This is a genomic window from Paenarthrobacter sp. C1 (assembly GCF_049315185.1).
Taxonomy (GTDB): Bacteria; Actinomycetota; Actinomycetes; order Actinomycetales; family Micrococcaceae; genus Arthrobacter; species Arthrobacter nicotinovorans.
In genome coordinates this window covers 424,408-436,416 of record NZ_CP186052.1, presented here as the reverse complement: position 1 = coordinate 436,416, position 12,009 = coordinate 424,408, and the positions used below count along the sequence as shown (strand labels likewise).

14 protein-coding genes are annotated in these 12,009 nt (G+C 64.8%); 9 read left to right on the top strand and 5 right to left on the bottom strand.

Annotated features, from left to right (window positions below; genetic code table 11):
• Window positions 1-210: 210 nt before the first annotated feature.
• A complete protein-coding gene (locus ACNAOU_RS02230) occupies window positions 211-585 on the bottom strand; it encodes a VOC family protein (RefSeq protein ID WP_039239413.1) in 375 nt (124 codons plus the stop codon).
• 252 nt (window positions 586-837) lie between these two features.
• Between ACNAOU_RS02230 and ACNAOU_RS02225 the strand changes: the two genes are divergently transcribed.
• Entirely contained in the window at window positions 838-1,410 is a 573-nt protein-coding gene (locus ACNAOU_RS02225; RefSeq protein WP_422757917.1) for a GNAT family N-acetyltransferase, read from the top strand.
• An 11-nt stretch (window positions 1,411-1,421) separates the two neighbouring features.
• Here the strand turns inward: ACNAOU_RS02225 and ACNAOU_RS02220 are convergent, their stop codons facing one another.
• Window positions 1,422-2,186 carry an IclR family transcriptional regulator gene (locus ACNAOU_RS02220; RefSeq protein WP_039239412.1) on the bottom strand — a complete coding sequence of 255 codons (765 nt, stop codon included), beginning with the start codon at window positions 2,184-2,186 and terminating at the stop codon, window positions 1,422-1,424.
• A 187-nt stretch (window positions 2,187-2,373) separates the two neighbouring features.
• Here ACNAOU_RS02220 and ACNAOU_RS02215 point away from each other — a divergent pair, with 187 nt between their 5' ends.
• Genes ACNAOU_RS02215 through ACNAOU_RS02205 form a run of 3 tightly spaced genes read left to right on the top strand, consistent with a single transcriptional unit; the run spans window position 2,374 to window position 5,017 of the window.
• A complete protein-coding gene (locus ACNAOU_RS02215; RefSeq protein WP_422757916.1) occupies window positions 2,374-3,105 on the top strand; it encodes a CoA transferase subunit A in 732 nt (243 codons plus the stop codon).
• A 17-nt stretch (window positions 3,106-3,122) separates the two neighbouring features.
• Window positions 3,123-3,809 carry a CoA transferase subunit B gene (locus tag ACNAOU_RS02210; protein WP_422757915.1) on the top strand — a complete coding sequence of 229 codons (687 nt, stop codon included), beginning with the start codon at window positions 3,123-3,125 and terminating at the stop codon, window positions 3,807-3,809.
• Window positions 3,806-5,017, top strand: a complete 1,212-nt coding sequence (locus ACNAOU_RS02205) for an acetyl-CoA acetyltransferase (protein WP_210078271.1) — start codon at window positions 3,806-3,808, stop codon at window positions 5,015-5,017. Before ACNAOU_RS02210 ends, ACNAOU_RS02205 begins: the two co-directional genes overlap by 4 nt.
• A gap of 10 nt (window positions 5,018-5,027) precedes the next feature.
• Here ACNAOU_RS02205 and ACNAOU_RS02200 read toward each other — a convergent pair whose 3' ends face one another.
• A complete protein-coding gene (locus tag ACNAOU_RS02200) occupies window positions 5,028-5,822 on the bottom strand; it encodes an ankyrin repeat domain-containing protein (protein WP_422758653.1) in 795 nt (264 codons plus the stop codon).
• A 48-nt stretch (window positions 5,823-5,870) separates the two neighbouring features.
• Window positions 5,871-6,446 carry a GlcG/HbpS family heme-binding protein gene (locus ACNAOU_RS02195; RefSeq protein ID WP_179128474.1) on the bottom strand — a complete coding sequence of 192 codons (576 nt, stop codon included), beginning with the start codon at window positions 6,444-6,446 and terminating at the stop codon, window positions 5,871-5,873.
• 222 nt (window positions 6,447-6,668) lie between these two features.
• On the opposite strand from ACNAOU_RS02195, the gene ACNAOU_RS02190 reads away from it, so the two are divergent.
• The 5 genes from ACNAOU_RS02190 to ACNAOU_RS02170 all read left to right on the top strand — a co-directional run bounded on the left by ACNAOU_RS02190 (window position 6,669) and on the right by ACNAOU_RS02170 (window position 10,843).
• A complete protein-coding gene (locus ACNAOU_RS02190) occupies window positions 6,669-7,829 on the top strand; it encodes a sensor histidine kinase (RefSeq protein ID WP_422757914.1) in 1,161 nt (386 codons plus the stop codon).
• Window positions 7,826-8,452 (top strand): response regulator, encoded by a 627-nt coding sequence (locus tag ACNAOU_RS02185; protein ID WP_281445375.1) that lies wholly within the window; start codon window positions 7,826-7,828, stop codon window positions 8,450-8,452. The genes ACNAOU_RS02190 and ACNAOU_RS02185 overlap by 4 nt, the downstream gene beginning before the upstream one ends.
• A gap of 27 nt (window positions 8,453-8,479) precedes the next feature.
• Window positions 8,480-9,046, top strand: a complete 567-nt coding sequence (locus tag ACNAOU_RS02180) for an HdeD family acid-resistance protein (protein WP_026267417.1) — start codon at window positions 8,480-8,482, stop codon at window positions 9,044-9,046.
• 63 nt (window positions 9,047-9,109) lie between these two features.
• A complete protein-coding gene (locus ACNAOU_RS02175; RefSeq protein ID WP_422757913.1) occupies window positions 9,110-9,916 on the top strand; it encodes an exodeoxyribonuclease III in 807 nt (268 codons plus the stop codon).
• A gap of 42 nt (window positions 9,917-9,958) precedes the next feature.
• The gene (locus tag ACNAOU_RS02170; RefSeq protein ID WP_018779523.1) at window positions 9,959-10,843 is read left to right on the top strand and encodes a hypothetical protein; all 885 of its coding nucleotides are present in this window, start codon (window positions 9,959-9,961) and stop codon (window positions 10,841-10,843) included.
• Window positions 10,844-10,886: 43 nt separating this feature from the next.
• On the opposite strand, the gene ACNAOU_RS02165 is transcribed toward ACNAOU_RS02170, so the two are convergent.
• Window positions 10,887-11,960 (bottom strand): LacI family DNA-binding transcriptional regulator, encoded by a 1,074-nt coding sequence (locus ACNAOU_RS02165; protein WP_018779524.1) that lies wholly within the window; start codon window positions 11,958-11,960, stop codon window positions 10,887-10,889.
• Window positions 11,961-12,009: the final 49 nt, after the last annotated feature.

The window sequence follows — 12,009 nt, the reverse complement described above, 5'->3', positions numbered from 1 at the left end:
TTTTGGAACCAGGGCGTTGGGTCCATTGGGTGGTGGGACACGGGCTGCAGGTACCGCTTTTGCTGTACCTCCGGTTTGTGTCTCACCAACTATTCGGAGGATGGGGCAGGGTGGATGGGTGCGGATTGAAAAAGTTTTTCGAACACTTTGAAACCGAGTCCACTCATGGCCCGCGGTGAGGCCATGCCGGGCCATAAGTGAACCCCGTTTTTACAAGTACGGCCGCGTGATGAGTTCGAGCGCGTGGCCCGAAGGGTCTTTGAAGTAGACCCCCCGGCCGCCGTGCTCGGTGTTCGTCTCACCCGGGCGGGTCATCTGCGGATCGGCCCAATGTTCGACGCCGGCACTCAGCAACCGCTGATAGGCGCGGTCGAAGTGTGCGTCGTCCACCAGGAACGCATAGTGCTGCATCTGGATCTCCACCGGCGGCTCAGCGAACTGGAGCATCACTCCTCCAGCCAAAGTGAGGTTGCTGAATGGCCCCCAGCCGGGAGCTTCGTCGGCTTCGAGGATGGACCGGTAGAACCTGGCAGAAATTTCGCGGTCAAGGGACGCGATGATGGTGTGGTTGAAAAGCGCTGGCATTCATGACTCCTTTTATGTGGGTTCGTTTCGATGGGTTGCTGGGTCATCGATCCACAAGGCGGAGCACGCTGGCGCGTCAGAGGTCGGCCGGATAGCCGATCCGTGCAGGGCAGAAGCCCGATCCGGTCATCACGACCGCAAGCCTACCTGAGCCTCGCGGCAGTCCTGGCAAATTTCCCGCCGTCGCCCCAAAACCCGTCCACCCGCCGTCGTCCGTTGCCCACCACCGGCCCGGGTGACAGGATGGGCGGCATGGCTATCGAGGTGAGACCGGCGACGGTGTTCGATGACGTGAAGACCATGGTCGGTCCCAAGCGCCCCGATTCCAACGTGTGCTGGTGCCTGAGTTACAGGATCCCGTCCAGGCTGAACCAAAGCCTCCAAAAACAGGAGCGCGGGAAGTACGTCGAGAAGCTGGTCGCCGAAGACCCGCCTCCCGGGGTGTTGGCGTACGACGGCGACGAAGTAGTTGGGTGGGCAGCGGTGCACCCGCGCGCGGACACCAGTTTCGCGACGAACCGAAAGATCCCGCAGGTGGACGATGCCAAGGTGTGGTCCGTGTGGTGCATCCGTGTGCGGCCCGGGCATCGCGGCAAGGGCATCTCCCACGAGTTGCTGCGCGGAGCCATCGAATTCGCCAAGAGTCATGGCGCCCCGTTCATTGAGGGCTATCCCGTGGACAACCAGGGCGGCAAAGTGGACCTGACCATGGCTTATGTGGGTACGCGAAAGCTCTTCGAGAAGGCCGGCTTCAAGAAGGTGGCCGAGACGACGTCCGTGCTCAACGGTTTCCCCCGGGTGCTCATGCGCCTGGACCTGCGCTGAAAACCATCCAACTAGGTGCCCTGTAACCGCGCCGTCATCCGGTGCGCTTCCTCGAGCAGCAGCTTGCCCAGGAACTCCTGCCGGTCAGGGCGGAACCGTGGCTCGATCCCCGTCAGGGACAAAGCCCACGCCGGCCGGCCCTGCGGGTCAAACACCGCAGCCCCCATGCCCCAGCTGCCTTCAAGAATCAGGCCGGGATTCACGGAGTAGCCGGTCAAACGGGTCTGCTCCAGGTTTTCCCGCACCACGTCCGCGGGGTGTCCGGAAGCGAAGTCGCCCGCATGTGCCGGCCAATCCGCCAGGAGGGACTCTTGCTCCTCAAGAGGCAGGAAAGCCATGATCGCCGTTCCTGCCGAAGCGATGCCCAGCGGAAAGCGGACGCCCTCGTGCAGCACGAACGACCTCACAGGGAACGAACCTTCTTCACGCAGCACGCACACTGTTTCATTGCCCCGGCGGATGGAGAAGAACGCGCTCTCCCCGGTTTCGGCTGCCAAGCGGCGCAATGACGGGCGGGCAATGTCTTCCATGGGAAAACGGGCCGCCGCCACCGACCCCAACAGGAAGACTTCCGGCCCCAACACCCACTTACCGGAGCTTGAATCGTGTTCCAGCAGGCCCTCCGCAGCCAGCGAGGTCAGTAGCCGGTGCACAGTTGGCCTGGTCAGCCCGGATTCACGAACCAAACCCGCCAACGAGGTGCCCTCGGGCTTCCGTCCCACCAGCCGAAGCAGCAGCGCTACGCGCCCCACCACTTGCGCTCCCTGTACCGCCACTACGGCCTCCCGAAGATTTCATCCACAATATGGACACCACCCACCATAGCGTCCATAGCGTGAGTAGCCAACGGGATGGCCCGTTGACCCACACCCTGAAGAAATCTAGGCTCCAAGGAAAGACCACAATGTCCACAAAGTGGATGTCACTCAACAACACTCAATATCACTCAACGAGGAGTCCACCATGTCCAAGATCCACGCGAGCGCAGCCCAAGCGCTCCATGACCTGATGGCAGACGGCCTGACCATCGCCGTCGGAGGTTTTGGCCTCAGCGGCATCCCCGCCGACCTGATCGACGCCGTTCGCGCGTCGGGCGCCACGGATCTGACCATTGTTTCCAACAACATGGGCGTGGACGGCAAGGGACTGGGCGTGCTGATCGAGGCGGGCCAGGTCCGGAAGGTCATCGCATCCTACGTGGGCGAGAACAAGCTCTTCGCCGAGCAGTATTTGGCCGGCCAGCTGGAGGTCGAGTTCACCCCGCAAGGCACCCTGGCCGAACGCCTTCGTGCCGGCGGCGCCGGAATTCCCGCTTTCTACACGCGGACGGGCGTGGGCACCTTGGTTGCCGAAGGCAAGCCGCTGGAAGAGTTCGACGGCGTCACGTACGTCCGCGAGCGCGCCATCACTGCCGACGTCGCACTGGTCCACGCCCACACCGCGGACACGGACGGCAACCTGGTGTACCGCTACACCGCGCGGAACTTCAACCCGGTGGTGGCCACGGCAGGCACCGTAACTATTGCCGAGGCCGAGGTCATCGTGGAACCGGGCGAGCTGGACCCCAACCAGATCGTCACCCCGGGCGTCTACGTCCAACGGCTTGTCCAGGCAAGCAACAGGGTCAAGGACATCGAACAGCGAACAGTCCGCCAGCGCGCTGAAGCGCACCACGCCGAACCACTTACGGTCTGAAGCAGAAGGAGCAAACCATGGCTTGGACACGAGACCAGATGGCCGCGATTGCGGCAGAAGAACTGAACGACGGCGACTACGTCAACCTCGGTATCGGCATCCCCACACTGGTGGCCAACAACCTGCCCGATGGCGTGCGGGTAGTCCTCCAGAGCGAGAACGGGCTGCTCGGCATGGGTCCGTTCCCTTATGAGGGCGAGGAAGACGCCGACCTTATCAACGCGGGCAAGCAGACCGTCACCATCACCCCCGGCGGGAGCATCTTCGACTCCGCAACCTCGTTCGGCATGATCCGTGGCGGGCACGTGAAGGTTGCCATCCTTGGCGCCATGCAGGTGTCCGGCAGCGGCGACCTCGCCAACTGGACCATCCCCGGCAAGATGGTGAAGGGCATGGGCGGTGCCATGGACCTGGTGGCCGGGACACCGCGCGTCGTCGTCCTGACCGAGCACAACGCCAAGGACGGTTCGGCCAAGATCGTCACCGAATGCACCCTCCCCCTCACGGGACTCCGCTGCGTGGACCGGATCATCACGGACCTGGCCGTTTTCGACATCGAAGAGACGCACGACGGCGGCACCCGCCTGCGGCTGACCCGTCTCGCCCCGGGCGTCACCGTGGAAGAGCTCCGCCACAAGACCGGGGCCGGGTTCGTGGTAGCGCTCGCCTCTGTTGAACACACCCTCGAAGGAGCCAACGCATGAGCCTCAAAGACCAGTTCGGCAAAGACATCCTGCTCACGGGATGGGGACACAGCAAGTTCGGGAAGTTGACCGATGAGACGCTGGAATCCCTGATCGTCCAGGTGGCCGGGGAGGCCATCAGCAACTCCGGGCTGGACCCCAAGGACATCGACGAGATCTACCTCGGCCAGTTCAACTCCGGCATGCAGCCGCTGGGCTTCACGTCGTCCCTGGCGCTCCAGCTCTCCGCGGACCTGGCCAACGTCCCCGCGACCCGGACGGAGAACGCCTGCGCTTCCGGGTCCGCCGCCTTCCAGCAAGGCGTCAAAGCCGTGCTGGCCGGGACTGCCCGGAACGTGCTGGTGATCGGTGCGGAAAAGATGACCGACGCCGGAGCCGACGTCGTGGGGGCAGCGCTGCTCGGCGCTTCCTACGAAATGGCTGGTAAAGCCTCCAGCACCGGATTCACGGGCCTCTTCGCGGAGGTCGCCAAGCATTATGACAAGCGCTACGGCGCAGGCATCACCGGTCCCGGTGTCCAAGGCCTCGGCGATGTCCTGGGTTCCATCGCCGCCAAGAACCACCGCAACGGCATGGACAACCCTTACGCCCAGATGCACCGCGACTTCGGCGAGGAATTCTGCCGGACCATTTCGGACAAGAACCCCATGGTGGCCGAACCCTTGCGCCGCACCGACTGTTCGCCGGTCTCGGACGGAGCTGCCGCCGTCGTGCTGTCAACGTCGGCGACCGGGGGCGTAACTGTTCCCGTGCGCCTGGCCGGGTTCGGCCACGCGAACGATTTCTTCCCCGCAGAACGCCGCGATCCCACCGAATTCGCTGCCACCCGGGCGTCGTGGGAGCGCGCCTTCGCCATGGCCGGGGTCGGCATTGAGGGGCTGGACTTCGCCGAGGTTCACGACTGCTTCACCATCGCCGAGCTCATCATGTACGAGGCCATGGGCCTGGCTCCCCGCGGTGAAGGATCCCGGGCCGTCACGGAGGGTTGGGTCTACAAGGACGGCAAGCTCCCCATCAACGTCTCCGGCGGCCTGAAAGCGAAGGGCCATCCGGTGGGCGCCACCGGTGTGTCGCAGCATGTCATCGCCGCTATGCAGCTCAGCGGAACCGCCGGCGACATGCAGTTGCCCAACGCCCGTCGCGGAGCCGTCCAGAACATGGGCGGCGTGGGCATCGCCAACTATGTGAGCGTGCTGGAAGCCGTCTAGTCCATCTACGTCAGCGGGACCTGATCATTGCCGCGATCTCCGTAAACCCGAGCCGCTCTGCATTTTGCAGGGCCGTTCGGCCTTGTGGATCGCGGATGTCCGGGTTGGCTCCGGCCGCGAGGAGTTGCCGGACCACGTCCTGCTGCTTGGGGCCGCCGTTGTTGAGCAGGATGGCTTCCTGCATAGCGGTCCAGCCCAGGTTGTTGACGTGGTCCACGGGCACACCGGCGGCGATGAGGATCCTCACTGTCTCCGTGTGTCCGTGTTCGCTCGCGGGGATCAGGGCGGTGCCGCCGTAGCGGTTGGTGCTGCGCACGTCCGCCCCTGCAGCCAAGGTCAGCTCCAGGACCTCGTTGAAGCCCTCCGCGCCGGCATACAGGAACGCGGAGTCCTGGATGTCGTCCTTGGCGTTCACGTTTCCGCCGGCCGCGATCAGCTCCCGGACCCTGGCAACGTCGTTGGCCTTCGCGGCGAGGATCAGGAGTCGGTCGGTTTCCATTTGGGCCTCCGGTGTCAGTGTAGGCGGCACGGCAGCCGACGACGTCGGGCCGGGACCCGCGCTCGACGGCGCGGCTGAAGTGGGGGCTGCCTGAGTCGGCGCTTGGTCGGAAGGCGAGGCGCCGGAAGGTGAGGCGGCCGCCGGTGAGGCGGCCGAAGGTGAGGCGGCCGCCGTCGAGCTCTGTGTAGTTGACGGCCCGGGCGACGACGGCGCGCACCCGGCCACGAGCCCGACCAGCACCAACCCCGCCCCCACCACCCGAGTTTTTGTCCAGATATCGCCCTTAAGACGCTCCCATAAGGGCATCACGTGTACAAAAACGCGGGCGCGGGCGCGGGTGGTCATGGGTCGAGGCTACTTCGCCGCTGCGGCCAAGGCTTCTGCACCGGCGGTGGCGCAGGCCTCGTCGAGGGCACCGTCGGGAGCACCGCCAACACCGATGCCGGCAACAGAAACGCCGTTGACCTTCAGCGGAACTCCACCGGCCAGGAACAGTGTGCCGGGGAGGTCGGCGATCGAGGGACCGTTGCCGTTGATGCGCTTGGCCAGCTCGCTGGTGGGAGCACCGAACGCGGCAGCCGTGTAGGCCTTCTGCTTGGCAGCTTCGATGGTGTGTTCGGCGGCGTTGTCACCGCGGAGGACTGCCTGGACGGTGCCGAAGCGGTCCACCAAAGCGACGGTAACGAATGGCAGCTTGTCCGCCTGGCACTTGGCCAGTGCGGCATTCACGGCTTTGCTGGAAGCGCCCACGGTGATGCGGTTCTGCGCCACGACGTTCTCGGGGGCGGGCTGCACATCAGCGGCAACCTTTGCAGGCGCGGCCTCAGGTGCCGCGACAGGTGCCACGGCGTTGGCCACAGCCGTGATTCCGCCGGTGAGCAACAGCGCTCCGGCAGCAGCGGCGGCAATCATCTTGTTGGACTTCTTCACGGGGGTTCTCCTTCGGGACTGCATGGACATTCCGGGTACACATCCATGCTTCCCGGACGGCCCCGTTGCCACATCGGCCCGAAGCAGGCCCCGGGCTCATCCTTTCCGCACGCTGTATCAGCCAAAAGGTGGAGAGACCAATAACCGCCCGGGACCTAGCATGGAAAGATCGCCCGCCACGCACGAAACCGCCACAGCCAGGAACGGAACCGGGAACCATCCATGCCAACTGCTCCTCCACAGCCAGGGCCAAGCAGCCGCTTCGACGGCCGCATCGATGCCGTGGTGCACGTGGGCTTTGCCGTGCTGATGGTGGCCTCCGGGGTCCGGTACGTCATGCGGCATTCCCCCGCGGACAACCTGTGGACGGTGGCTTTGGCGGCGGCAGTGTGCGGGCTCTACGCCGTCACCGCCCTCCTGGCACATCGACGCCCGGCCCGGGGCAGCCACTGGATCCCGTGGATGATTGCCCTTGTGGCAGCGTGGGCCGCCCTGGTGATCGTGGCTCCGAGCTTTGCGTGGTGCTCGTTCGCCATCTTCTTCCTTGCGCGCAGGGCTTTCCGCGGCTGGGCCGGATACGCGGCCAGCAGCGTGACCGCAGCGGCCACCGCCGTCGGGCTCTTCCGGATGAGCGGCTGGACGGACGTTGCCATGCTGCTTGGCCCGCTCGCCGCAGGGGCCCTCCTGACCTTGATCTACGACAAGATCGAACGCGACCAGGAGCAGTTGGCCGCAACCGAACGGCAGGCCGGGATCGCCACCGAACGCGAGCGCGTCTCCCGGGAAATCCACGACACCGTGACCCAGGGCCTGGCAAGCAGCCTGCTTCTGCTGGAGGCGGCGCAGCGCTCCTGGCCGGATGGTTCGGCCCAGCGGGACGTTGCCAAGGCGTCCGGCCTGTTGAGGCGGAACCTCGCCGACACCCGCAGCCTGGTGCACGAACTTTCCGCGCCGGGTCTCGAATCAGGCCCGCTTCCGGAAGCCCTGCAGCACGCCGCGAGCCAATATGTGGATACCATCCAGGTCCACGTCACCGGCGATGAACGGCCGCTCCCCGCAGAGGTCCGCCATGCCCTGATCCGGGTGACCCAAAGCGCAGCGGCCAACATCAAGCTCCACGCGCACGCGGACCACTCCAGCGTGACGCTTGGGTACCTCCCGGAGTCGGTCACCTTGGACGTGTACGACGACGGACGCGGCTTTGATCCCGCAGCGGTACCTGCGCCGTCGGAAACCGGAGGGTACGGCCTGCGGGCCATGCGGCAACGGGTTGAGCAGCTAGGTGGAGAATTGTCAGTGGAGAGCTCGCCGGGTGAAGGCACCATCATCGCGGCGCAGCTGCCGCTCAGCCAGCCTGCCCGGTCGTCCAAGGAGGGCCTGTGATCGCCATTTCCGTTCTGCTCGTTGACGACCACACCGTGGTCCGGAGCGGGCTCAAGGCGCTGTTGGGCACCCAGGCGGATATCGCCGTCGTCGGTGAAGCCTCCTCCGGCGAAGACGCTCTGGAAGCGGCCCGGGTGCACTCGCCGGCGGTTGTGCTGATGGATCTGGCCATGGGAGCCGGGATGGACGGCATCGAAGCCATCAAGCAGCTCCGGCAACGCAACCCGCAGCAAGCGGTGATCGTGTTCACCACCTACGACTCCGACGCCGACATCGTCCGCGCCGTGGACGCCGGAGCCATGGGGTACCTGCTCAAGGATGCCGCGCCGGAGGAAATCTTCGCAGCCGTCCGTGGTGCTGTGCAGGGCAAGAGCGTGATGAGCGCACCGGTCGCCTCACGGCTGTTCCAGCAAATGCGGAATCCGGACGACATCCTGACTCCGAGGGAAGCCGAGCTGCTCAGCCTGCTGACCGAGGGACTCAGCAACCGGGACCTCGGAAAACGCCTCTTCATCTCCGAGGCCACGGTCAAAACACACCTGGCACACATCTACGCCAAACTCGGTGTCGAGACGCGTGCAGCAGCCATCGCAACAGCCATCCGGCGCGAGGGGATGCGGTAAAGGCACACGGTTGGTTACGCTGACCATATGTCGGACACAACGGGTCGCAGAATGTTCACAACTCCAGGGACAGCTTTGTTGGTCCGGGGAGCCCTCGCCATCGTTTTCGGACTGCTGGTCCTGGTCTTGCCCAGCGCCACGGCGTTTGCAGTGGTGGTGGTGTTCGGCTTCTTCGCCATCATCGACGGCATCACCAGCGTGGCCCACTACTTCTACGACCCCGCCGGCCGCTCACGCTGGAGCGTTGTGGGTGGATTCATCTCCATCGCCGCCGGCATACTGGCCATCGCCTGGCCCGGCATTACCGCTGCCGTCATTGGCGTGATCATCGGCCTGTGGGCCCTGGTACTGGGGATCTCGCAGATCATCCTGGCCCTTGCCGCCCGCAGCTTCATCCGCAGCTGGGGACTATGGCTGCTCACCGGCCTCATCACCACGGTGTTCGGAATTGTGGTCCTGGTCAATCCGGGCATCGGGCTCCTCGGCCTGATGGGAATGCTCGCAGCTTTCGCCATTGTGACCGGCCTGCTCCTGATCGCTTCGGGCATCGGTCTCCGCAAGCTGGCCAACACCCAGCCGCTGTATGGCCACTAGCTTCGGCGCGGTAAAAAGCCGTAGGGGGATGCGCTGAGCCCCAAGTTCGGTAAGTTAGTGGCTGTGAAGATAGCTACCTGGAATGTGAACTCCCTCCGTGCCCGAGCCGACCGTGTTGAAGCGTGGCTTGAGCGCAGCGACTGCGATGTCCTGGCCATCCAGGAGACCAAGTGCAAGGACGAGAACTTCCCCTGGGAACTCTTTGAACGCATGGGATACGAGGTAGCGCACTTCGGCGTGAACCAGTGGAACGGCGTGGCCATTGCCTCCCGTGTGGGCCTGGAAGACGTTGAGCGCACCTTCGTGGACCAGCCTGCCTTCGGCAAAGCCGGCAAGGACCCCGCCCAGGAAGCCCGCGCGATCGCTGCCACCTGCGGCGGAATCCGCGTCTGGAGCCTCTACGTTCCGAACGGCCGCTCCCTGGACGACGAACACATGCCCTACAAGATCAAATGGCTCGAAGTCCTGCGGGAGCAGGCAGCCGAATGGGTCAAGGCCGACCCCAACGCGCAGATCGCCCTCATGGGTGACTGGAACATCGCCCCGTTCGACGACGACGTCTGGGACATCCAGCTCTTCCGCGACAACAACTACACGCACGTCAGCGAACCCGAGCGGGCAGCGTTCCACGCGTTCGAAACCGCCGGATTTACCGACGTCGCACGTCCCTATACGCCGGGGCCGGGGGTCTACACGTACTGGGACTACACGCAGCTGCGGTTCCCCAAGAAGGAGGGCATGCGGATCGACTTCTGCCTGGCCTCCCCGGCACTGGCTTCCCGCGTCACGGGTGCGTCCATTGACCGCGAGGAACGCAAGGGGAAGGGCGCCTCGGATCACGCTCCCGTGATCGTGGAGCTCGCCGACTGAGCACTGCACCTGATGACTCATTGACGAAAGGGGTGGCTGGACATGGCGGGTAGTCTGTACCGGGGCCAGGCGGGACTGCCGTTCTCTTCGTCGCTGCGCATTTACGAGCCGCTTGAGGCGTTCCCTCCCGAGCAACAGCGCCAGCTTGTGGCGGAGGGCAGCAAGGCAGGTTCCCGGGCCGCCGTCGAAAATGCGGAGCTCCAGGCCTCGCTGGGACGCATCACCCGCTCCGGCGGCGATCCGTTCCCCACCGGCCGCACCGATCTGGTCCGCATGACGCGGGTCCCCATGGGACGGCACGCCGCTCCCGGCAATGATGAGGACGACGCCGGACGGCTGCTTTACTGCCCCAGCCAACTGGTGATTCGGGCCGGCTTGGCGGCCAACGCGCTCATGGACGGAGTCCACAGTCCGCTGGCCGACCTGCTCATTCCGGTTTCGCAAAGGGACAAACACCAGATGCGGATCGACCGGATCAACGCCCGCGAAGACGCCAAACGCGTCCACACCCGCGCCTCAACCTGGGGTATCCCGTTCAGCTGGTTCTCGCTGTTTGCCGAATCGGACCGCAAAGACGTCGTCGAATCCGACGGCCGCATCCTGACGGTGCGGGTATGGACCCCACTGACTGAAGCCTTGGAAAGGGCCCGGTTTTCCGTGGCCCATCTGGCGCTGGCCGCTCCGGACCTGGACATGCTGGATGACCTGACGCAGCTCACTGAGTGGCTCGAGCTGTTCCACGTCCAGTCGATGGTGGAGCTCGATTACGGCGCCGTTGCAGACAAGGTGTACCCGGACGACTCCCCCATGGATGTCCGCTTGGGCATCGAGTGCCTGGCCGAAGGCGACATGACAGGCGCCGCGGCCGCGTACCGGCGCCTGGCTTCCCGCTGGATTCCCATTCGGCAGTTGGCGCGCGCTTCGTAGCTTCACGGTTTCCAGGTTCCCGCTTGTGCGGGCTCCTGCGTCCTTAGTTGGGGCTGTTGGTGAATTTCCCGTTCGGCGGCGCTGTAGTCTCGCGGACAATCAACTGGTGGGGAGCCACGGCGGAGTGCACCGCTCCGACGTTGCCGTCGAGTTCGTCCAACAGCATCTTGGTCGCAAGTTCGGCTTGGTTGTCCGGGCGCTGGCCGACTGTGGTCAGGCCCAGCGAGGACGAGAAATCGTGGTCATCGATGCCGATCACGGAGAGGTCCTCCGGGACCCTCACCCCGTGGCGGCCGGCTTCAAAAATCACGCCCATCGCCATCTCATCGGAGGAACAGAAGATCGCGGTCGGTTTCCGGCCGGGCTGGCTCCACAGCCGGTTGAAGGCCTGCTGCCCGCTGGCGACGGTGAAGTCACCCCACTGGTCCCACTCAGGGCGGACTTCCAGCCCGGCGTCGGACATGACTTCCTGGAACGCCTGGATCCGCACCCGGGGGACGTCGAAGTTCAGATCCGTTTCGTCATCGCCGTGCAGCAGGGCAATGTCCTTGTGTCCCAGATCCAGCAGGTGCTTCACGGCGGTGGATGCGGCGTCGTAGTCATTGATGCCGATGTAGGGGCAGTCCTCAACGTGGCCACCCACCACCACCAACGGAATGTCGATCTTGTGGAGGTGCTCCAGTTCGTCCTCGGTCAAGGACATGCAGAGCACCAGCAGGGCGTCGATCTGCTTGTACACCATGGTGGAACTGAAGAGGCGTTCACGGTTGCTGCCGTGGCCACCGAGATTGAACAAGGAGAGGTTGTATTTCCTTGAGTGCAGCTCACGGTCGGCGCCTTCGATGGCTTTCGAGAAGAACCACCGGCTAACGAAAGGAGCCAGGACGCCTATGGTCCGGGTGCGGCCCGTCGCCAGCCCGGAGGCTGACGACGACGCCACATATCCCAATGAACTTGCTACTTCGAGGATCTTCTCGCGGGTTGCGGGAGATACCCGCGGCAGTCCCCGCACTGCACGGGAGACGGTCGCCGTCGAGACTCCCGCTGCTGCGGCAACGTCCTCGATGCTGACGCCGGTGTGGCCGCCGCGTTGGGACCGCTCGTTCGTCTTTGCCACTCAAGCCCCCTTTTTTGGTGCATGCCGAAAGCCGAGGGCTCGTTCCCGG

Bases quoted from the DNA above. Each gene is read 5' to 3' on its own strand.
- ACNAOU_RS02230 (WP_039239413.1), bottom strand. From the start codon at position 585: ATGCCAGCGCTTTTCAACCACACCATCATCGCGTCCCTTGACCGCGAA.
- ACNAOU_RS02225 (WP_422757917.1), top strand. From the start codon at position 838: ATGGCTATCGAGGTGAGACCGGCGACGGTGTTCGATGACGTGAAGACC.
- ACNAOU_RS02215 (WP_422757916.1), top strand. From the start codon at position 2,374: ATGTCCAAGATCCACGCGAGCGCAGCCCAAGCGCTCCATGACCTGATG.
- ACNAOU_RS02210 (WP_422757915.1), top strand. From the start codon at position 3,123: ATGGCTTGGACACGAGACCAGATGGCCGCGATTGCGGCAGAAGAACTG.
- ACNAOU_RS02205 (WP_210078271.1), top strand. From the start codon at position 3,806: ATGAGCCTCAAAGACCAGTTCGGCAAAGACATCCTGCTCACGGGATGG.
- ACNAOU_RS02200 (WP_422758653.1), bottom strand. From the start codon at position 5,822: ATGCCCTTATGGGAGCGTCTTAAGGGCGATATCTGGACAAAAACTCGG.
- ACNAOU_RS02190 (WP_422757914.1), top strand. From the start codon at position 6,669: ATGCCAACTGCTCCTCCACAGCCAGGGCCAAGCAGCCGCTTCGACGGC.
- ACNAOU_RS02180 (WP_026267417.1), top strand. From the start codon at position 8,480: ATGTCGGACACAACGGGTCGCAGAATGTTCACAACTCCAGGGACAGCT.
- ACNAOU_RS02170 (WP_018779523.1), top strand. From the start codon at position 9,959: ATGGCGGGTAGTCTGTACCGGGGCCAGGCGGGACTGCCGTTCTCTTCG.